The sequence below is a fragment of the Acuticoccus kandeliae genome (genome assembly GCF_003073115.1).
The window spans coordinates 38,738-57,512 of record NZ_QBBV01000005.1 but is presented as its reverse complement, the minus strand read 5'-3'; the positions used below and the strand labels follow the sequence as shown (position 1 = coordinate 57,512).

At 68.4% G+C, this 18,775-nt stretch carries 17 protein-coding genes; 9 read left to right on the top strand and 8 right to left on the bottom strand.

All coding sequences use genetic code 11. The annotated features are described in order from the left end of the window. Positions 1-26 precede the first annotated feature (26 nt). Genes DBV35_RS27085 through DBV35_RS27065 form a run of 5 tightly spaced genes read right to left on the bottom strand, consistent with a single transcriptional unit; the run spans position 27 to position 4,354 of the window. Positions 27-1,397 carry a dipeptidase gene (locus DBV35_RS27085; RefSeq protein WP_108663544.1) on the bottom strand — a complete coding sequence of 457 codons (1,371 nt, stop codon included), beginning with the start codon at positions 1,395-1,397 and terminating at the stop codon, positions 27-29. Further along, on the bottom strand, positions 1,394-2,149 hold the full coding sequence (locus DBV35_RS27080; protein WP_108663543.1) for an SDR family NAD(P)-dependent oxidoreductase: 756 nt from the start codon (positions 2,147-2,149) through the stop codon (positions 1,394-1,396). The genes DBV35_RS27085 and DBV35_RS27080 overlap by 4 nt, the downstream gene beginning before the upstream one ends. Continuing rightward, entirely contained in the window at positions 2,140-3,168 is a 1,029-nt protein-coding gene (locus DBV35_RS27075; RefSeq protein WP_108663542.1) for a ketopantoate reductase family protein, read from the bottom strand. The genes DBV35_RS27080 and DBV35_RS27075 overlap by 10 nt, the downstream gene beginning before the upstream one ends. Next, complete coding sequence (locus DBV35_RS27070) at positions 3,161-3,868, bottom strand: creatininase family protein (protein WP_108663541.1); 708 nt, start codon at positions 3,866-3,868, stop codon at positions 3,161-3,163. Before DBV35_RS27070 ends, DBV35_RS27075 begins: the two co-directional genes overlap by 8 nt. A gap of 9 nt (positions 3,869-3,877) precedes the next feature. Continuing rightward, positions 3,878-4,354, bottom strand: a complete 477-nt coding sequence (locus DBV35_RS27065) for a MarR family winged helix-turn-helix transcriptional regulator (RefSeq protein ID WP_108663540.1) — start codon at positions 4,352-4,354, stop codon at positions 3,878-3,880. A gap of 216 nt (positions 4,355-4,570) precedes the next feature. On the opposite strand from DBV35_RS27065, the gene DBV35_RS27060 reads away from it, so the two are divergent. The 5 genes from DBV35_RS27060 to DBV35_RS27040 all read left to right on the top strand — a co-directional run bounded on the left by DBV35_RS27060 (position 4,571) and on the right by DBV35_RS27040 (position 10,178). After that, a complete protein-coding gene (locus DBV35_RS27060) occupies positions 4,571-6,148 on the top strand; it encodes an ABC transporter substrate-binding protein (protein WP_245944124.1) in 1,578 nt (525 codons plus the stop codon). Positions 6,149-6,317: 169 nt separating this feature from the next. After that, the gene (locus DBV35_RS27055) at positions 6,318-7,292 is read left to right on the top strand and encodes an ABC transporter permease (protein WP_108663538.1); all 975 of its coding nucleotides are present in this window, start codon (positions 6,318-6,320) and stop codon (positions 7,290-7,292) included. Continuing rightward, positions 7,289-8,191 carry an ABC transporter permease gene (locus DBV35_RS27050; protein WP_108663537.1) on the top strand — a complete coding sequence of 301 codons (903 nt, stop codon included), beginning with the start codon at positions 7,289-7,291 and terminating at the stop codon, positions 8,189-8,191. Before DBV35_RS27055 ends, DBV35_RS27050 begins: the two co-directional genes overlap by 4 nt. Then, positions 8,188-9,156 (top strand): ABC transporter ATP-binding protein, encoded by a 969-nt coding sequence (locus DBV35_RS27045; protein WP_108663536.1) that lies wholly within the window; start codon positions 8,188-8,190, stop codon positions 9,154-9,156. Before DBV35_RS27050 ends, DBV35_RS27045 begins: the two co-directional genes overlap by 4 nt. Before the next feature lie 11 nt (positions 9,157-9,167). Further along, complete coding sequence (locus DBV35_RS27040; protein WP_108663704.1) at positions 9,168-10,178, top strand: ABC transporter ATP-binding protein; 1,011 nt, start codon at positions 9,168-9,170, stop codon at positions 10,176-10,178. Between the two features lie 6 nt (positions 10,179-10,184). On the opposite strand, the gene DBV35_RS27035 is transcribed toward DBV35_RS27040, so the two are convergent. The 3 genes from DBV35_RS27035 to ggt all read right to left on the bottom strand — a co-directional run bounded on the left by DBV35_RS27035 (position 10,185) and on the right by ggt (position 13,965). Further along, positions 10,185-11,195 carry an ABC transporter ATP-binding protein gene (locus tag DBV35_RS27035; protein WP_108663535.1) on the bottom strand — a complete coding sequence of 337 codons (1,011 nt, stop codon included), beginning with the start codon at positions 11,193-11,195 and terminating at the stop codon, positions 10,185-10,187. Then, positions 11,188-12,246 carry an ABC transporter ATP-binding protein gene (locus tag DBV35_RS27030; protein ID WP_108663534.1) on the bottom strand — a complete coding sequence of 353 codons (1,059 nt, stop codon included), beginning with the start codon at positions 12,244-12,246 and terminating at the stop codon, positions 11,188-11,190. The genes DBV35_RS27035 and DBV35_RS27030 overlap by 8 nt, the downstream gene beginning before the upstream one ends. Positions 12,247-12,381: 135 nt before the next feature. Beyond that, entirely contained in the window at positions 12,382-13,965 is a 1,584-nt protein-coding gene (gene ggt, locus DBV35_RS27025) for a gamma-glutamyltransferase (RefSeq protein WP_108663703.1), read from the bottom strand. A gap of 547 nt (positions 13,966-14,512) precedes the next feature. On the opposite strand from ggt, the gene DBV35_RS27020 reads away from it, so the two are divergent. From DBV35_RS27020 to DBV35_RS27005, 4 genes are all read left to right on the top strand, one after another. After that, positions 14,513-15,844 (top strand): ABC transporter substrate-binding protein, encoded by a 1,332-nt coding sequence (locus tag DBV35_RS27020; protein WP_108663533.1) that lies wholly within the window; start codon positions 14,513-14,515, stop codon positions 15,842-15,844. Between the two features lie 93 nt (positions 15,845-15,937). Then, positions 15,938-16,804: an ABC transporter permease gene (locus DBV35_RS27015; protein WP_108663532.1), complete on the top strand. Its 867-nt coding sequence runs from the start codon at positions 15,938-15,940 to the stop codon at positions 16,802-16,804. Then, on the top strand, positions 16,801-17,649 hold the full coding sequence (locus tag DBV35_RS27010; RefSeq protein WP_108663531.1) for an ABC transporter permease: 849 nt from the start codon (positions 16,801-16,803) through the stop codon (positions 17,647-17,649). The genes DBV35_RS27015 and DBV35_RS27010 overlap by 4 nt, the downstream gene beginning before the upstream one ends. A 1-nt stretch (position 17,650) precedes the next feature. Further along, complete coding sequence (locus DBV35_RS27005) at positions 17,651-18,772, top strand: ABC transporter ATP-binding protein (RefSeq protein WP_108663530.1); 1,122 nt, start codon at positions 17,651-17,653, stop codon at positions 18,770-18,772. Positions 18,773-18,775 lie beyond the last annotated feature (3 nt).

Sequence of the window (18,775 nt, the reverse complement as noted above, 5' to 3'; positions counted from 1 at the left end):
GGCGTCCGGTGCGCCGGGCGCCCTTTCTATCTGCCCCGCCCGAGGCGGCGCATGAGATGGACCCAGCCCGCGAGTCCCTCATTGAGGGCGCTGAGGCGGAAGAACTCGTTGGGCGCGTGATAGTCCTCGTCGGCCGTCGCGAAGGAGAACATCACCGTCTCCATGCCGAGCGTCTCGCGGAAGATCGGCGAGAGCGGCAGCGTCGCCCCGACCCGCACCCGCAGCGGCCGCTTGCCGAGCGTCGCCTCGATCGCGTCCTCCACCGCGCCGAGGAGCGGCAGGTCCGGCGGCACGAGATAGGCGGGCGTCCCGGCATCGTCGAGATGAAGGGTGAGTCGCGCAAAAGGCGGGCACATCCGGTTGAGATGTGCCGTCAGCACGTCGCGCACATGGGCCGGCGTCTGGCCGGGCACGAGGCGCGTCGTGAGCTTGGCGAAGGCTTCGGCGGGCGTCACCGTCTTGCCGCCCGCGCCGGTATAGCCGCCCCACATCCCGTTGATCTCGAGCGTCGGGCGGATCCAGAGCCGCTCCAGCGTCGAGTAGCCGATTTCGCCGTGCGGCGCGGCCTCGATGCCGTCGAACCAGCTCACCTCGTCGAAGGGGAGGGTGGCGATGGCGGCGCGTTCCTCCATCGTCGCGACCTCCACCTCGTCGAGGAAGCCGGGGACCGTAATGCGCCCGTCCGCGTCGTGGAGGCTCGCGAGAAGCGCCGCCATCACGTGGAGCGCGTTCGGCACGGCCCCGCCATAGCGGCCGGAATGAAGGTCCTTCACCGCCGTGCGCAGCGAGAGCTCCAGCGCCATGTTCCCGCGCGTGCCGACATTGACGGTGGGCAGGTCCGCCCGCCAGCGCGAGCCGTCGGCCGAGATCACCGCGTCGGCGATGAGGCGGTCGCGATGGGCCGCGCAGAGCGCGCCAAGCGTCGCCGACCCGATCTCCTCCTCCCCTTCGAGGAGGATGCGCACATTGACCGGCAGCGCGCCTTCGAGGGCGAGGAAAGCGCCGAGCACCTCGATGGCGGTCGCGACGGGTCCCTTGTCGTCGGCGACGCCGCGTCCGTAGAGGCGACCGTTGCGCACCGTCGGCTCGAAGGGAGGGGTGTGCCAGGCGGAGACCGGGTCGGGCGGCTGCACGTCATAATGGCCGTAGACGAGATAGGTCGGGGCGCCCGGCAGGCCGCACCATTCGGCGACGACGGCCGGATGGCCCCCCGCCTCGATCTCGCCGACATGGTTGAAGCCGATCTCGGTGAGGCGGGCCTTCAGGAAGGCGCGCGTTGCGGCCATCCCGTCGCGATAGGCGGGGTCCGTGCTGACGGAGGGGAGGCGCGCATAGTCGACGAGGCGGGGCAGGATCCCCTCGTCGGCCTTGAGGCGCGCGAGGACGGGATCGGTCACGACCGGCCCCCGTCGACCGAAAGGATCTGGCCGCTGATCCACCCCGCCTGTTCGCTCGCGAAGAAGAGGACGGCGGCGGCGATGTCCTCCGCCGTGCCGAGGCGGTGGGTGTGGATGGATTTGAGGAGCGAGGCCTGTCCGTCCGGCCCCATCGCCTCCCATTGCCGCTCGGTGGTGGGGTTGGAGCGCACGAAGCCGGGGGCGACGGCGTTGACGGTGATGCCGTCCGGCGCAAGCTCCCAGGAGAGCTGCTTCACGAGGCCGACGAGGGCGTGCTTGGCCGCCGCATAGGCCTGGATGCCGGTGAGGGAGGGGCGCAGGCCCGCCCCCGACGCGATCGCGACGAAGCGCCCCGCGCCCGCGGCGCGCATGTGCGGGGCGGCGGCCTGCGCGATCCAGAAGGCGGCGTCGACATTGGCGGCGAAGATCGCCCGCCACGACGCCTCGTCGATCTCGGTCAGCGGGCGACCCGCCTGGCCGCGCGTGCCGCCGGCGGCGTGGACCACGATGTCGGGGCCGCCGAAGCGGGCGTGAACGGCCTCGACCATTGCGTGGGCGCGCGCCCGGTCGCCGATATCGGCGGCGATCGCCTCGGCGCCGATCGCGTCAGCGGTCGCGGCGAGCCCTTCGGCGTCGATGTCGGTCAGGACGAGCGTCGCGCCGGCGGCCTTGAAGGCCTCGGCGATGGCGCGGCCGATGCCTTGCGCTGCGCCGGTAACGAGGACGGTCTTGTCCGCGAAGGTCAGGCGCATCGGCGCAGCAGCTCCTCGAATGTCTCGCGCGATTGCGGCCGGCGGCCTTCCTCGATGTCCTCGATGAGATCCCTCAGCGCCGCGAGCGCGGGGGTCGGAACGCCGACCTCCCGCGCGCTCTCGATGACGAGGCCGACTTGCGGGCCGACCTCGGTCTTGCGCTTGCGCACGGCGAGATCGCGCCAGATGCCGCTGTGGGTCTTCGCGGTCTTGGCGTTGAAGGCGGCGAGGTCGGCAAGGCTCTGCGCGGCCGCCTCGGGCCCGGCGGCCGGCATGAAGGCGGACGGGTCGTATCCGTTGAAGCCGCGGGGCGTGACGCCGCGCGCCGCCGCCACGGCCATTACCTCCCGCGCGAGGGCGACGAAGGCCGGGGCGCGCGCGGTATCGGCGAAATTCGCGCTCATGGAATCAGGTGTGAGGGCGGTCGCGATCAGCATCGCGCCGTAGCCGAGCTTGCCCCAGAGGTAGGACCAGATGTCGTCGGTGAGGATCGCGTCCGGCTCGAAGATCTGGAGGAGGCGATGCATCTCGCGCGTGCGCTCGCGGACCGAGCCGTCGATCTCGCCCACCACCACCGCGCCGCGATTGCCGAAGAGGATCTCGCCCGGCCCGTGCCAGTCGGCGCCGAAATTGACGAACGCGCCCATCGTGCGCTCCGGCCCGACGGCCGCCGCGATGGCGATCTCGTTGAGCCCGTTCTGGGCGGAGAGGACGTAGCCGTCCTCGGCGAGATGGGGGCGGAGCGCGGCGGCGGCCGCTTCGGTGTGCAGCGCCTTCACGGCGAGGACGATGCGCCGGTAGGTGCCGGTCACTTTGCCGGGAGTGATCGCCGGGATCACCTGGCGGAATTCCTCGACGGGGCCGGTGATGGCGAGCCCCTCGGTGCGGCACCGCTCCACGTGCTCCGGCACGATGTCGACGAGGAGCACATCCTCGCCCGCGCGTGCCCAGTAGGCGCCGAGCGTGCCGCCGATCGCGCCCGCGCCCCAGATGAGGATCGTCTCGCTCGGCTCAGGCATCGGCCCACGGTCCTTCGAGTGCGGCGCGCGTCTCCTCGACGCCCGCCTGCCAGAGCGCCAGCATCGCCTCGTCCTCCATCTGGTAGGCGCCGCCGAAGCTGCCGTCGCCGAGGAGGGCGCGCCCGGCGGGCGGGCTCACCGCCTTGAAGTGGGCGACGTCGAGCTTCGCCTTCTCCGTCGCGGGGGCAGGGGCGTGGGCGAGCCGCGTCCAGGGGAAATTCTCCATCCAGTTGGCGTGGCTGCCGGAGGGGTGGATCTCCTGCCCCTTCGCCCAGGTCTTCGGCGCCTTCCACCACTCGTGGAACTTGATCGACAGGTGCGGCCTCTCGAGCATCAGTTCGTTGGCGAGCGCCCCCGCCGGCGCGTTGCCGCCATGACCGCTGACGATGAGGATGCGGCGGAAGCCCATGCGCTCGAACGAGGCGACGACGTCGCGCACCACCGCGAGGAGCGTCTCCACCTTCAGCGTCACCGTGCCCGGATAGGCGCCGAAATAGGGGGCGAGGCCATAAGGCATCGCGGGGAAGACCGGAATGCCGAGGGGCTCCGCCGCCTCCAGCGCGACACGCTCGGCGAGGATCATGTCGACACAGAGCGAGAGCTGCGCGTGCTGTTCGGTCGAGCCGAGCGGAAGCACGCAGCGATCGTCCTTGGCGACCCGGGCTTCCACGTCGGACCAGTTCATGTCGGCAATGCGCATCGGCGTTCCTTAGAGGGCGGGCGGGATGTCGGCGGTGGCGGGCCATCCGGGGGAGGCCATCACCATCTTCGCCATCAGGTTGGAGAGGGTCCGCTGCTCGGTCTGGCTGAGCGCGGAGAGCATCAATTTCTCGTAAGCGATGAAGCGCGGCAGCGTCTCCTCGAAGAGGGCGCGGCCGGCCGGCGTCAGCGTGAGGAGGAAGCGGCGCCGGTCGTGCGCGTCGGGCGTGCGCTGGATCAGCTTGCGGCGCACGTTCTTGTGAATGGCGCGCGAGAGGGTGCCGGCGGGGAAGCCGGAGGAGGCGGCGATATCGCTCGCGACCGCGCCGTCCATCAGGCCGAGCGAGTAGATCACCACGTACTCGGGCCTGCTCAAATTGTAGGTTTCTTCGATCCACGAATAGAGCGGCACGTTGTACCTCAGCGCGAGGTAGTTCAGCCGGTAGGTCAGCCAGCAGGGGTTCTCCCAAAGCTTGGCCTCGACCATGGGGCTCAGCCCCGACGGCGCGGCTGCCTCATCCCCAAGCTCAATCGTTGGGCCTGCCGAGTTTTTATGCGCTCGAGGAATTGGAGGTCGCCTTTCGCCGCTTGACAGGGAGAGGATGCGGCATCACGCTCGCTGAAACAAGTTCCATTTGGAAGCATTTCTGCTCGCCAGACCAGGGTCTGCGAACAGGCTTTCGACAAGAAGAGGGACGGCATGATGAAGCACTTCACACTCGTCGCCGCACTCGTCGGCGTGTTGGCTTCGGGCGCGGCGGGGGCGCAGACGCTGACGGTCGGCGTGCGCGGCGGACCGGACTCGATGGACCCGCATTATTCCTCGCTCGGCCCCAATTCGGACGCGCTGAAGCACATCTTCGACCCGCTGGTGTGGACCGGCGACGACCTCCAGCTGGAGCCGGGTCTCGCCGTCTCCTGGGAGCCGGTCGACGAGGACACCTGGGAGTTCAAGCTCCGCGAGGGCGTGAAATTCCACGACGGGTCGGACTTCACCGCCGAGGACGTGAAGTTCTCGATCGAGCGCATCCCGACCGTCACCGGCCCGATGACGACGCAGATCTACGTGCGCCGCGTCGCCGAGGTGGAGATCGTGGACGACCACACCGTCCTCATCCACACCGACGGGCCGGCCGCGACGCTGCCCTATGATTTCGTGCGTCTCTTCATCGTCAGCGCCGACGCGGCGAAGGATTATTCCACCGCCGAGACGGCCGCCGAAGGCTTCTCCTCCGGCAAGGCGACGATCGGCACCGGCCCGTTCAAGTTCGTCTCCTGGGAGCCGAAGGGCGACCTGGTGCTCGACCGGTTCGACGATTATTGGCGCGGCGCCGCGCCGTGGGAGAAGGTCGTCCGCAAGGAGATCTCCGACGATTCCTCACGCCTCGCGGCGCTGAAGGCGGGCGACGTCGACGTCATCAACTACGTCTCCTCGGCCGACTATCTCTCGCTCGAAGGCGATCCGGACATCGCGACCTTCATCGGCGATTCCGTCTACGTCATGAACCTCCAGCTCGACCAGCGCGACGACACCCCGCTGGTGCGCGCCAAGGGCGGCGGCAAGCTCGACGCCAATCCGTTCAAGGATCCGAAGGTGCGCGAGGCGATGGACCTCGCGATCGACCGCGAGACCATGGTCGAGATCGTGCTTGAAGGGCTCGGCACGCCGGCGAACCAGCTGATGCCGGCGGGCTTCTTCGGCTCCTCCGACGCGATCGAGGCGAAGCCCTATGATCCGGAGAAGGCGAAGGCGCTGCTCGCCGATGCCGGCTATCCGGACGGCTTCGAGGTCGACCTCTATTGCACCAACGACCGCCTGCCGGGCGACGGCGCGATCTGCGAGGGTCTCGGCCAGATGTTCGCCCAGATCGGGATCGACACCAACGTCAACGCCGTGTCGAAGACGGTCTACTTCCCGGCCCAGTCGCGCCTCGAATATTCGGCCTTCATGAACGGCTGGGGCACGCTGACGGGTGAAGCCTCCTACACGCTCGGCGGCCTTGCCCACACGAACAATCCCGACGTGAAGATGGGCGCCTTCAACCGCATCGCCTACTCGAACCCCGAGGTCGACAAGCTCCTCCAGGAAGGCTCGCGCGAGCTTGACGCGGACAAGCGCCGGGCGGCCTATGAGAAGGCGATGGAGCTCGTCGTCGCCGACCGCGCCTATATCCCGATCGTCGTCCTCCAGACGGTCTGGGCGGGCAATTCCGACAAGGTCGTCGTGACGCCGCGCGCGGACGAAGAGACGCTGGCCTACTTCATCAAGCCGGCGAACTGATCGCGGACGACGCGCGGCGCGGATCCGCGCGGCTTTCGGCGAGGCGCACGCGCCTCGCCATCTCCCTCCGTGGCGCGCACAGAGGCCGCTCGGGCGCTGAAGCCCCGGTCGCCCCGATCAGCCGCGGACGGCGCGGCCTCGCCCCCGTCTCACCAGTCAAAGGGCCGTCATGCCGGGCTTTCTCCTCCAGCGACTGATGCAGGCCATCGTGATTATGGCGGTGATGTCGGTGATCGTGTTCGCCGGGATCTACGCCATCGGCAACCCGCTCGAGGTGCTGATCCCGCCCGAGGCGACGCAGGACGTGCGCGAGGCGACGATCGCCCGCTTCGGCCTCGATAAGCCCATCTACGAGCAGTATTTCTACTACATCGTGAACCTCTTCCAGGGCGATCTCGGCCGCTCCTATGTCTACAACGAGCCGGTCGTCTCGCTGATCCTCGGCCGCCTCCCGGCGACGCTTGAGCTCGTGCTGACCGCCGTCATCGGCGCACTCGTCCTCGGCGTGCCGCTCGGCATGTGGGCGGGCTACAAGCCGGACGCGATCTCCTCGCGCCTCATCATGGCGATCTCGATCCTCGGCTTCTCGGTGCCGACCTTCTGGATCGGGCTCATCCTGATCCTCACCTTCGCGGTCAATCTCGGCTGGCTCCCGTCCGGCGGGCGGGGCGACACGGTGGAGGTGTTCGGCGTCGCGTGGAGCATCTTCACGCTCGACGGCTGGTCCCACCTCGTGCTCCCGGCGATCAACCTCGCCCTCTTCAAGCTCGCCATCATGATCCGCCTCGCACGGGCCGGCACGCGCGAGATCATGCTGTCGGACACGGTGAAATTCGCCCGCGCCGCCGGCATCTCGGACGGCACCATCATGCGCCGCCACGTCCTGAAGCTGATCGCCATCCCGATCGCGACCGTGTTCGGGCTGGAGCTCGCCTCCACGCTCGCCTTCGCGGTGGTGACGGAGACGATCTTCTCCTGGCCCGGAGTGGGAAAGCTGATCATCGACTCCATCAAGAATCTCGACCGGCCGGTGATGATGGCCTACCTCATCCTCACCGCCGGCCTGTTCGTCACGATCAACCTCCTCGTCGACCTCGTCTATGCGATGCTCGACCCGCGGCTGCGGCGGGGGCGCAGGGCATGAGCGCCGGCACCGCGCCCGCCGCCGGCGCCGTCTCCCCCTTCCGCCGCTTCTGGTCCCGCTTCGCCGAGGACAAGATCGCGGTCGTCGCGCTGATCGTGGTGATCCTCCTCATCCTCCTCGCGATCTTCGCCCCGCTGATCGCGCCGCAGAACCCCTACGACCTCTCCGGCCTGTCGCTGCGCGACGCGCGGCGGCCGCCCGGCTATGTCGGCTCCGGCGGCTACACCCATTGGCTCGGCACGGACGCGCAGGGGCGCGATCTCTTCAGCGCGATCCTCTACGGGCTGCGCGTCTCGCTCCAGATCGGCATCGCGGCGGGGACGATCGCGCTCGTGATCGGCACGATCATCGGCATCATGGCCGCCTATGCGCGCGGGCTCGCCGAGAATGTGCTGATGCGCATCGTCGACCTCCAGCTCTCTTTCCCGCCGATCCTCCTCGCGCTCGTCCTCGTGGCGCTGCTGGGCCAGGGGAAGGCGCAGCTCATCACCGCGCTCGTCACCGCGCAGTACGCCTATTTCGCCCGCACCGCCTATGGTGCGGCCTCGGCCGAGCGCTCGAAGGACTATGTCGAGGCGGCCGCCGCGACGCCGCTCTCGGCCCGCCGCATCGTCTTTCGCCACCTCCTGCCGAACGCGATGCCGGCGCTCATCGTGGTCGCGACGGTGCAGATCGCCTACGCGATCGCGCTGGAGGCGACGCTCTCCTTCCTCGGCCTCGGCCTGCCGGTGACGGAGCCCTCGCTCGGGATGCTGATCTCGAACGGCGTCAAATACATGATGAGCGGGCGCACCTGGATCTCCGTCTATCCGGGCATCGCGCTCATCATCCTGATCGTCGCGATCAACCTCGTCGGCGACCATGTGCGCGACATCCTCAACCCGAGGCTCGACCGATGACGCCGGTCCTCTCGGTCGAAGGGCTGAAAACGCACTTCTTCACCCGTGCGGGCGTCGCGAAGGCGGTCGACGGCGTCACCTTCGAGATCGGGCGGGGCGAGATCGTCGGCCTCGTCGGGGAATCGGGATCGGGCAAGTCCGTCACCGGCTTCTCGCTCCTCGGCCTCGTCGATCCGCCGGGACGCATCGTGGAGGGCTCGGTCCGGCTCGGCGGGGAGGAGCTCGTCGGCCGGCCGGAGCGGGAGCTGCGCAAGGTGCGCGGGGCGCGCCTCGCGATGGTCTTCCAGGACCCGATGATGACGCTGAACCCGGTCCTTTCCATCGGCACGCAGATGCGCCTTGCGATCCGCGCCCACGGCCGCACCTCCCGCCGCGCGGCGGACGCGCGCTCAGTCGAGGTGCTGGCGAAGGTCGGCATCCCCGACCCCGCGGCGCGCCTCAAGGCCTTCCCGCACGAATTCTCCGGCGGAATGCGCCAGCGCGTCGCGATCGCGATCGCGCTCCTCCACGGCTCCGACGTCATCGTCGCGGACGAGCCGACGACGGCGCTCGACGTGTCGATCCAGGCCCAGATTCTGGCCGAAGTGCGCGAGCTCGCGCGCGACAGCGGCACCGCGCTCCTGTGGATCAGCCACGACCTCGCGACGGTCTCGACCATCGCCTCGCGCATCCTCGTGATGTACGCGGGGCGGATCGTTGAGGAGGGGCCCGCCGCCGACGTACTGCGCGTGCCGCGCCATCCCTACACCGCGGGGCTCCTGAAATCGCTCCCGGCGACGGCCGAGCCCGGCACGCCGCTGGAGCAGATCCCCGGCAGCACCCCCTCGCTGCTGGCGTTGCCCGAAGGGTGCGCCTTCCGCCCCCGCTGCGGCCGCGCGAGCGAGGCATGCCGCGTGGAGCCGCCGCTCGAACGCCACGGCACGCGCGGCTGGCGCTGCATCCACCCGATGGAGGTCGCGGCGTGAGCGCGGTGGAGATGGAGCGGTCGGTGGCGGCGGACGAGGCCTTCCTCACCATCGCCGACGTGCGCAAGCATTTCGCGCCGCAGCTGACGCTCGGCGACCGGATCGCCGCCCGCCTCGGCGCGCGCGTCGAGACGCGGGCCCTGAAGGCGGTGGACGGGGTGAGCCTCTCGATCCGGCGCGGCGAGACGCTCGGCCTCGTCGGCGAGTCGGGCTGCGGGAAGTCGACGCTCGGCCGGATGATCGCGGGCATCATGACGCCCACCTCCGGGACCGTGACGCTCGACGGCGCGCCGGTGATGCGGGACGGGCGAAAGGCCGGCACGCGGATCCAGACCGTGTTTCAGGACCCGTTCGCCTCGCTCGATCCCCGGATGCGCGTCGGCGACATCATCGCCGAGGGGCCACTCGCCCACGGCCTCGTCAAGGCGCGCGACAAGAACGCGGCGGTGGCCGCGGCGCTGACCCAGGCCGGTCTCGATCCGGCGCTCGCCTCGCGTTTTCCCCACCAATTCTCCGGCGGCCAGCGCCAGCGCATCGCAATCGCCCGCGCCCTCGCGATGCGGCCCGACGTCCTCGTCTGCGACGAGCCGGTCGCCTCGCTCGACGTGTCCATCCAGGCGCAGATCATCAATCTCTTCCTGGAGCTGCGCCGCTCGCTCCAGCTGACGATCATCTTCATCTCGCACGACCTCTCCGTCGTGCGGCACCTCTCCGACCGGGTCGCGATCATGTATCTCGGCCGGATCGTGGAGGAGGGGCCGGTGCGCGCGGTCTATGACGCGCCGAAGCACCCCTACACGCAGGGCCTCCTCGACAGCGTGCCGAAGCTGGTCCTCGATTCCGACGCGCTGGTGGAGCTGAAGGCGATCGAGGGGGAGATCCCGTCGCCGATGAGCCCACCGCCCGGCTGCAACTTCAATCCGCGCTGCCCGATCCGCGTTGGCCGCTGCCTCACCGAGGATCCGGCGCTGCGCCCGATGGGGCCCGACCGCAGCGCCGCCTGCCACCTCGCGACGCCCTGAGCGGCCTCAATCGTTGAGGTGGCAGGCCGCGTAATGGCGCGGCTTCACCTCGCGATAGGCGGGCGGCTCGACGCGGCAGCGGTCGAACACCTTCGGGCAGCGCGTGTTGAAGCGGCAGCCTTTGGGCGGGTTGAGCGGGCTCGGCACGTCGCCGGCGATGATGGTGCGGTCGCGCTTCGCCTCCGGGTCCGGCACGGGCACGGCCGACAGGAGCGCGTTGGTGTAGGGGTGGAGCGGGTCCTCGAAGAGGTCGCGCTTGTCGGCAAGCTCCACGATCTCGCCGAGATACATCACCGCTATGCGGTGGCTGATGTGCTCCACGACGGCGAGGTCGTGGGCGATGAAGAGGTAGGCGATGCCGCGCTCTTCCTGGAGCTCGGTGAGGAGGTTGATCACCTGCGCCTGCACCGACACGTCGAGCGCGGAGACCGCCTCGTCGCACACGATGACCGAGGGCTGGAGCGAGAGCGCCTTCGCGATGACGAGGCGCTGGCGCTGCCCGCCGGAGAATTCGTGCGGATAGTGGTCCATCTGCTCGGGGCGCAGGCCCACCCGCTCGAACAGCGCCGCGATCTCCTCGCGGCTCGGCTTGCGGCCGAAATTGACGAGCGGCTCGGCGACGATCTCGCCCGCCTTCATGCGCTGGTTCAGCGAGGAATAGGGGTCCTGGAAGATCGCCTGGAGGCGCTGGCGGTGCGGGCGCATCGCGGCACGGTCGAGGTGGGTGACGTCCTCGCCCGCAAGGCGGATTACCCCGCTCGTCGGCTCGACGAGGCGCAGGATGCAGCGCCCGACGGTCGACTTCCCGCATCCCGACTCGCCGACGAGGCCGAGCGTCTCGCCGTGGCCGAGATCGAAGGAGACGCCGTCGACGGCGTGGACCTTCGCGACCTCGCGGCTGAGGATGCCGCGGTTCACGCTGTAGTGCTTGGTGAGGTTCTCGACCGCCAGCGGCTTGGCGGCGGTGGTCGTGGTGGGCGCGGCCGGGGGGGCGTCCACGATAGCGGTCTCAGACATCGGCCGCCTCCAACATGCGGTCGGCCTCGAAGCAGGCGGTGAGGCGGCCGGGCACCTTCTCGACGAGCGGCGGCTCCTCCACGGTGCAGCGCTCCACCACGAGCGGGCAGCGCGGCGCGAAGCGGCAGCCGGGCGGCACGTTGCGCAGCGAGGGGACGAAGCCCGGCAGCTCGGTCAGCTTGCCGCGCCGGGCGCGCGCGGCGGCGCCGGCCGCGGGCAGGCGCGGGATCGAGGCGAGGAGGCCCTTGGTGTAGGGGTGGAGCGGCTGGCGGAAGACCTCGCGCACCGTGCCGCGCTCCACCACCTTGCCGGCGTACATGACGACGATCCGGTCGCACGTCTCCGCGACGACGCCGAGATCGTGGGTGATCATCATGACCGCCATGCCGATCTTCTCGCGCAGCTCGCGGATCAGCTCCAGGATCTGCGCCTGGATCGTGACGTCGAGCGCGGTCGTCGCCTCGTCGGCGATGAGGAGGGCGGGATTGCACGAGAGCGCCATCGCGATCATGACGCGCTGGCGCATTCCGCCGGACAGTTCGAACGGGTACTGGCCGATCCGCCGCTCCGGCTCGGGGATGTGGACGAGGCGCAGCATCTGGAGCGCGCGCGCCCGCGCCTCCGCCCGGCCGAGCCCCTGATGGACGCGGATCGTCTCCATCATCTGGAAGCCGATCTTGAGGACGGGGTTGAGGCTCGTCATCGGCTCCTGGAAAATCATCGACACCGCGTTGCCGCGGATCTGGCGCATCCGCTTCTCGCTCGCGGTGGTGATCTCCTCACCGGACAGGCGGATCGAGCCGTCGACGATGCGCCCGGTCCGCTTGGACAGGAGCCGCATGATGGAGAGGGCGGTGACGCTCTTGCCGCTGCCGCTCTCCCCGACGACGCCCACCGTCTCGCCGCGCCGCACGTCGAAGGAGACCCCGTCGACGGCGCGCACCACGCCGTCGCGCGTGAAGAAGTGGGTCTTCAGTCCGTCGATGGAGAGAACCGGTTGTGCGGCGGGCGCTTCGCCCTCCGCGGCGGCGGCGTCGAGTGTGGGAAGCACGGGTGCCTTTCGTCCTGGGTTGGCGACCGCGCGCGCCCGCGCCCTGGAGGACGAAGACCGCCGCGCGGCGTCACTGAGGGGCCGCGCCGCCGGGGCGGCGCGACGGGCAACGCATGTCCCGCCTTGGGGCGGCGGTCAGTAGCCGATCGCGCAACCATCCTTGCGCGGCTCTGACCCTCCGATGAGGAGCCCGCGCTCATGGTCGATGAAGATCGCCTGACCTCCGCCGACCGGGTCTTGCCGAACGACCTTGTGACCACGAGCCTGCAGATCTTGTGCCACCTCGGCGCTGAAGGTCGCCTCCAGGCGCATCTCGCCGTCATAGGCGAAGGAGCGGGGGGCGGCGATCGCATCCTGCGGATCGAGGTCGAAATCGACGATCCCGGTCACGACCTGCGTGTGGCCGACGGGCTGGTAGTGGCCGCCCATCACGCCGAAGGGCATCAGCATGGTCTCGCCCTTGCCCATCATGCCCGGAATGATGGTGTGCATCGGCCGCTTCTTCGGCGCGATCGCGTTCGGGTGGTCCTTGATGATGCGGAAGCTCGATCCGCGATTCTGCAGCATCACGCCGCTCTTCGGCGCCATGATCGCCGAGCCGAAGGCGGAGAAGAGGGAGTTGATGAACGAGATCGCGTTCCGGTCGCGGTCGACCACGGTGAGGTAGGTGGTGTCGGTGTGGACGACCGGATCGACGGGGGCGGGGTCGCCGGCGCGCTCCAGCGAGATCGCCTCGCGGATGCGGTCACCCTCGGCCGCCGACAGGAGCCGCTCGACCGGGACGTCCACGAAGTCCGGGTCGCCGATGAGGACGTCGCGCCGCAGATAGGCGGCCTTGGAGGCCTCGGCGAGGAGGTGGACGCGGTCGGCCTCGCTGTAGCGCGGGTCGGCATAGTCGTAGCCGGCGAGGACGTTGAGGATCACCTGGCACAGGATGCCCTGGCCGTTCGGCGGGATCTCGTAGACGTCGTAGCCGCGATAGTTGGAGGAGAGGGGCTCGACATAGGTCGGCTCGCTCGCGGCGAAATCGTCCATCGTGTGGAGGCCGCCGAGTTCGCGCAGGCGATTGACGATGTCCTCCGCGACCGGGCCTTCATAGAAGCCGGCACGGCCGAGCTTGGCGACGCGCTTCAGCGTCTCGGCGAGCTCCGGCTGGACGTGGCGCTCACCGACGAGCGGCGCGCGCCCGCCCGGCAGGAAGCGGGCCTTGGTGTGGGGGTCGAGCGAGAGCTTGGCGACCATCTTGCCCCAGTCATGGGCGACGCGCGGGGCGACGATGAAGCCTTCCTCCGCCGCCTTGATGGCCGGCTGGAGTAGCTCCTCGATCGACTTCGTGCCGTGGTCCTCGACGAGGCGGCACCAGCCGTCGACCGCGCCCGGAATGGTCACCGAATGCGGCGTCTCGACCTTGATCTCGCTGATGCCGTTCTCGAGATACCAGTCCACCGTCGCCGCCGCAGGGGCGCGGCCGGAGGAGTTGAAGCCGATCGGCTTGCCCTTGCCGCCCTTGGAATAGATCGCGAAGCAGTCGCCGCCGAGGCCGGTCGAATGGGGTTCGATCACGCACAGGAGCGCCATCGCGGCCACCGCCGCGTCCACCGCGTTGCCGCCCGCGCGCATCACGTCGACCGCCGTGAGGGTCGCCATCGGGTGGGCCGTCGCCGCCACGCCGTTTTCCGCGTAGACGGCCGATCGGCCGACATTGAAGTCGCGTCGCATCATCGAAGTGGGTTTCCTTCAGGGTGGTGTTCGGACGGACGCCGAACCGCAGGAAGATCGAACGCGGACGGGCCGCTGGGTGACGAGGCCGCTCGCGCCGGCCCCGCGATGCATCGCCGGAAGGGCCGCTGCCGCCGCCAAAGGCGTCGCATGACAGCCGATCCCAGCAATTCCGGGGCCAAACGGGTGGTCTCGCCTTGGTTCTGCCGGGTTTGGGAGGCCGGCGGGCACGCGAACCAAAGCAACTCTTATAGTGCGCGGTGAAACGCGGGTCCGCAATCGACCGCTGTTCAAAAATAAAGCGATTCCAGCCTGCGCTGCACAACGATGGCGCAGCGAAACGACCGATTTCCGGCAGGTTTCTCGACCTATGCGCGTGAAGTGCTTTGAAATCGAGCAAATAAGAATCGCCAATATGGAGCATTTGTCTTTCGAATTGGCCGATCTCCAGATGTCATCGCTACCGTCTCCATAAGGTTTCAAGTTCCGACGACTTGGGAGCTCCCGTTTTGAAGGCAACGGGCGGCTCAACAGGAGAGGTGTGACCATGACAAAGAAGTCCGACAACGTCACAAACAACTCGAAGAGCGGCAACGGGATCTCTCGACGTTCGGTGATGAAGGGCGCGGCGGCCGCCGCCGGTGCCGCCGCCGGTTCCGGCGCGCTCGGTGGTTTCCCGACCATCTGGGCCCAGGAAATCAAGGACATCGAGCTGACCCATGTCGGCGTCTCCTATTCGGTCGTGAAGGCGATCGGCGACCAGGCCTCCAAGGATCTCGGCTTCAAGGTCACGATGCAGAACCTTGATACGTCGGCCGCGATCAACCGCTTCATCACGCAGCCGAACTCGGTCGACATCGCCGACGTCGAAGGCTGGCAGGCCAAGCTCGCGACCAAGCGCGGCGTTCTCCAGGGCATCGAGCGCGCGAAGATCAAGGAATTCGACAATATTCTCCCGATCTTCACCAAGGGTGAGATCGACGGCGTCCAGATTCCGCGCCAGGGCATCTCCCCCTACGAGGCGATGTACATCGAAGATCCGATGGCGACCGACCTCCACGAGGGCGTCACCGACTGGATGACCTTCCTGCCGCAGGTCTACAACGCCGACTCGATGGGCTACCGCCCCGACCTCGTCGGCCACGAGGTAACCGAGTGGAAGGAGCTGATCGACCCGAAATTCAAGGGCAAGGCGGCGATCCTCGACGTTCCTGCGATCGGCATCATGGACGCGGCGCTGTGCTTCGAGAGCGCCGGCATGATCGAGTACGGCAACAAGGGCAACATGACGCGCGAGGAGATCGACAAGACGATCGACGCGCTGATCCAGCTGAAGCGCGACGGCCACTTCCGCGCGACCTGGACCACCTTCGACCAGTCGGTCCAGCTCATGGCCGCCGGCGAGGTCATCATCCAGTCGATGTGGTCGCCCGCCGTCGCCGCCGTGCGCGTGAAGGAAGTGCCCTGCATCTACGCGCCGGTGAACAAGAAGAACGGCAAGGAAGGCTATCGCGGCTGGTGCAACGGCATGGCGTTGATGCGTCACCTCGAAGGCAAGAAGCTCGACGCCGCCTATGAATACCTCAACTGGTATCTCTCCGGCTGGCAGGGTGGCTTCGTGGCGCGCTACGGCTACTACTCGCCCGTGCCGACCACCGCGCAGAAGTTCCTGACGCCGGCCGAGTGGGCCTACTGGTACGAAGGCGCCCCCGCGCCCGAGCCGATCAGCGATCCCTATGGCGTCCCGATGGAACCCGTCGGCGCCAAGCGCGATGGCGGCTCCTTCGTCGAGCGCGTCACCAACATCTCGTGCTGGAACACGCTGATGGACGAGGCGGCGTACATGAACAAGCGCTGGAACGAGTTCAAGGTCGCCTGACCTTGGACCGCTCCTCGGGGCGCATGCGCGCCTTCCATCGAGACGGGGCGGCCGAAGGGCCGTCCCACGATCCCCGCCAACCCGGATGTTGCCATGAGCACCAAGCGCGCTGACGTGTTCGGCTGGCTCGCCGTCACGCCGCTCCTCCTCGTCATCATCCCGTTCTTCCTGGTGCCGATCGCGGTGATCTTCGCCGCGAGCGTCATGGAAAGCGACGGTTTCGGCGGGATGATCCAGACCTTCACGCTGGACAACTACATCAGCATATTCCGCTCGCAGCTGACCTTCGACCTCTATTTCGAGACCGCGAAGTACGCCGTTCTCGCGTGGATCTTCTCCACGATCATCGGCTTCTGGGTCTCCTACTTCCTGGTCTTCCACGTGCGCAGCCCGCTGCTCGCGATCGGGCTCTTCCTCGTCTGCACGGTGCCGTTCTGGACCTCGAACATCATCCGCATGATCTCGTGGATCCCGCTGCTGGGGAAGGAAGGGCTCGTGAACCAGGCGCTCCAGGGCGTCGGCGCGATCGACCAGCCGCTCACATTCCTGCTCTTCTCTCCCTTCGCGGTGGTGGTCGCCTACGTCCACCAGCTCACGATCTTCATGATCGTGCCGATCTTCAATTCGATGGCCAAGATCGACAAGTCGCTGATCGAGGCCGCGCGCGACTCCGGCGCCTCCCGCTTCGAGGTGATGCGCACCATCATCCTGCCGATGTCGAAGACGGGCATCGCGCTCGGGACGATCTTCGTCCTCTCCATCGTGATGGGCGACTTCTTCGTCGTGAAGGTGATGTCGGGCGGCGGGTCTGCCTCGGTCGTCGGCGCGCTCTACGAGGATGTCGGCGTGCTCCAATATCCCTCGGCCGCCGCGAGCTCGATCGTGCTGACGGTCGTCGTCCTCCTCATCGTCTTCCTGGTGCTGCGCACCGTCGATATCCGCAAGGAGATCACGCGATGAACCGCACCGGCACGCCGCGCACGGGGCGGCCCTGGACCTACTATGTCCTCCTCGCCGTCTTCGTCCTCTACGTCATCGGTCTCTACGCGCCGATGATCTCGATCTATCTCCTCTCCTTCCAGGACGTGCGGGGCGGGCTCGTCTTCCCGATGAAGGGCTTCTCGACGCACTGGTTCGTCGACCTCTTCACCCAGGTGCGCACCGGCGACGTGAAAGGCTCGTTCGACCGCTCGTTCCGCCTCGCGCTCCTCGTCACCCTCCTGACGGTGATCGTGTCCTTCCTCGCGGGCCTCGCCTTCCGCCGCCGCTTCTTCGGCGACACAGTGGTGTTCTACCTGATGATCGGCTCGCTGGTGGCGCCGGGCCTCGTCCTCGGCCTCGGCGTCGGGCTGATGTTCAACTTCCTCGGCATCCGCCCGGACTGGTACACCTCCGGCCTCGGCGCGCAGCTCTCCTGGACGCTCCCGTTCGGCGTCCTCGTGATGTTCGCCGTCATGAGCCGCTTCAACCCGGCCTGGGAGGAGGCCTCGCGCGACCTCGGCGCATCGCCGCTCCAGACGGTCCGCCTGGTGGTCCTGCCGATCCTGCTGCCCGGCCTCGTCGCCGTCGCGCTCTTCGGCTTCACCCTCTCCTATGACGAGTTCGCGCGCACGCTCCAGAGTGCCGGCACCCTCAACACGCTGCCGCTCGAGATCTGGTCGATGACGCTCAACGTGACCTCGCCCGCCCTCTACGCGCTCGGCACCGTCACGACGCTCGTCTCCTTCCTCATCATCGGCCTCGCGATCGGCAGCATCGTGCTGATCCAGCGGCGCCGAGCGGCACGCATCAAGCAAGGGGCCTGACATGACCGACGCACCGATCGGCAAGGGAGCGGTCGAGCTCGCCGGGGTGGTGAAGTCCTACGATGGCGGCGACACGCTCGCGGTGGACGGCATCAACCTCAAGATCCCGGACGGCGCCTATTGCTGTCTTCTCGGCCCCTCGGGCTGCGGCAAGTCGACAATCCTCAGGATGATCGCCGGCCACGAGGACCCGACCAAGGGCGAGATTCTCATCGGCGGGGAGAATGTCGTCGGCCTGCCGCCGGTGAAGCGGCGCACGGCGATGATGTTCCAGTCCTACGCGCTCTTCCCGCACCTCTCCGTGCGCGACAACATCGCCTATTCGCTGCGCGTGCGGGGCATGGCGAAGGCGGCGCGCAACGAGCGGGCCGAGGCGATGATGGCGAAGGTCCATCTCACCGAGTTCGCCGACCGCCTGCCGGCACAACTCTCGGGCGGCCAGCAGCAGCGCGTGGCGCTCGCCCGCGCGGCGATCACCGAGCCGCGCGTCCTCCTCCTCGACGAGCCGCTCTCCGCCCTTGACGAACACCTGCGCATCCAGATGCGCACCGAACTTGCATCGATGCAGAAGGATCTCGGCATCACCTTCGTCCACGTGACGCACACGCAGATGGAGGCGATCGCGCTCGCCGACCTCGTGGTGGTGATGGAGAAGGGCAAGATCAAGCAGGCCGGCAGCGCGCGCGATGTCTACGTGACGCCCCGCGACCGCTATGTCGCCGAGTTCATGGGCGGGCAGAATGTCCTGCGCGGCCGCGTCGAGACGGTGAACGGCGTCCGCGCGACCATGATCAAGGAAGGCCAGCGGCCGATCGAGGTCTCGCTCGGCGGCGCCAAGCTCGTCGACAGGGGCGCCGACATCGACATCGCGATCCGGCGCGACGACATCGAGCTCCTGCGCCCGGAACGGGCCGAGCGCCTCGACGGACGCGCCTCCGTCACCACCCGCATCACCGGCATCGAATACCAGGGCAACTTCGTGAAGGTCATGCTCGACGCGACCGACGATGTCGCCTTCATCGCATTCGTCCCCGAGCGGCGCTTCTACGAAGACCCGCTGCAGATCGGCGACGTCGTCTACGCCGCCTGGGACGTCTCTCACGCGCACCTCATGGCGAAGTAGGGA

What these genes read in the sequence shown, in the direction of transcription:
- DBV35_RS27080 (WP_108663543.1), bottom strand. Translation starts at nt 2,149, where the DNA reads ATGCGCCTGACCTTCGCGGACAAGACCGTCCTCGTTACCGGCGCAGCG.
- DBV35_RS27075 (WP_108663542.1), bottom strand. Translation starts at nt 3,168, where the DNA reads ATGCCTGAGCCGAGCGAGACGATCCTCATCTGGGGCGCGGGCGCGATC.
- DBV35_RS27070 (WP_108663541.1), bottom strand. Translation starts at nt 3,868, where the DNA reads ATGCGCATTGCCGACATGAACTGGTCCGACGTGGAAGCCCGGGTCGCC.
- DBV35_RS27065 (WP_108663540.1), bottom strand. Translation starts at nt 4,354, where the DNA reads ATGGTCGAGGCCAAGCTTTGGGAGAACCCCTGCTGGCTGACCTACCGG.
- DBV35_RS27060 (WP_245944124.1), top strand. Translation starts at nt 4,571, where the DNA reads ATGAAGCACTTCACACTCGTCGCCGCACTCGTCGGCGTGTTGGCTTCG.
- DBV35_RS27055 (WP_108663538.1), top strand. Translation starts at nt 6,318, where the DNA reads ATGCCGGGCTTTCTCCTCCAGCGACTGATGCAGGCCATCGTGATTATG.
- DBV35_RS27050 (WP_108663537.1), top strand. Translation starts at nt 7,289, where the DNA reads ATGAGCGCCGGCACCGCGCCCGCCGCCGGCGCCGTCTCCCCCTTCCGC.
- DBV35_RS27045 (WP_108663536.1), top strand. Translation starts at nt 8,188, where the DNA reads ATGACGCCGGTCCTCTCGGTCGAAGGGCTGAAAACGCACTTCTTCACC.
- DBV35_RS27040 (WP_108663704.1), top strand. Translation starts at nt 9,168, where the DNA reads ATGGAGCGGTCGGTGGCGGCGGACGAGGCCTTCCTCACCATCGCCGAC.
- DBV35_RS27035 (WP_108663535.1), bottom strand. Translation starts at nt 11,195, where the DNA reads ATGTCTGAGACCGCTATCGTGGACGCCCCCCCGGCCGCGCCCACCACG.
- ggt (WP_108663703.1), bottom strand. Translation starts at nt 13,965, where the DNA reads ATGCGACGCGACTTCAATGTCGGCCGATCGGCCGTCTACGCGGAAAAC.
- DBV35_RS27020 (WP_108663533.1), top strand. Translation starts at nt 14,513, where the DNA reads ATGACAAAGAAGTCCGACAACGTCACAAACAACTCGAAGAGCGGCAAC.
- DBV35_RS27015 (WP_108663532.1), top strand. Translation starts at nt 15,938, where the DNA reads ATGAGCACCAAGCGCGCTGACGTGTTCGGCTGGCTCGCCGTCACGCCG.
- DBV35_RS27010 (WP_108663531.1), top strand. Translation starts at nt 16,801, where the DNA reads ATGAACCGCACCGGCACGCCGCGCACGGGGCGGCCCTGGACCTACTAT.
- DBV35_RS27005 (WP_108663530.1), top strand. Translation starts at nt 17,651, where the DNA reads ATGACCGACGCACCGATCGGCAAGGGAGCGGTCGAGCTCGCCGGGGTG.